Below are 301 nucleotides of genomic sequence, written 5' to 3'. Positions count from 1 at the left end.
CTAGTTTTCAAAGAACATACCATTTGCTATTTAAAATAGCTTTTTGGTGGAGCCTAGCGGGATCGAACCGCTGACCTCCTGCGTGCAAGGCAGGCGCTCTCCCAGCTGAGCTAAGGCCCCAAGTTGTATGGTGGGCCTAAATGGACTCGAACCATCGACCTCACGCTTATCAGGCGTGCGCTCTAACCAGCTGAGCTATAGGCCCATACAAATTGCAGGATTTATTTATATCATATCCTCATTTAAGAGTCAATACTGAATTGAACTCTCAAAACTAAACGAAAACGAAACACGGAAACTT

2 tRNA genes are annotated in these 301 nt (G+C 45.2%); both read right to left on the bottom strand.

Annotated features, from left to right (window positions below):
• Positions 1 to 44: 44 nt before the first annotated feature.
• Positions 45 to 120 (bottom strand) — tRNA-Ala (locus COI75_RS17280).
• 8 nt (positions 121 to 128) lie between these two features.
• Positions 129 to 205, bottom strand: a tRNA-Ile gene (locus COI75_RS17275).
• Positions 206 to 301: the final 96 nt, after the last annotated feature.

Source organism: Bacillus cereus (genome assembly GCF_002564555.1).
GTDB classification, from domain to species: Bacteria; Bacillota; Bacilli; order Bacillales; family Bacillaceae_G; genus Bacillus_A; species Bacillus_A cereus_K.
Note: the sequence above shows the minus strand (reverse complement) of the source record. Positions and strands in the feature narration are given on the sequence as shown.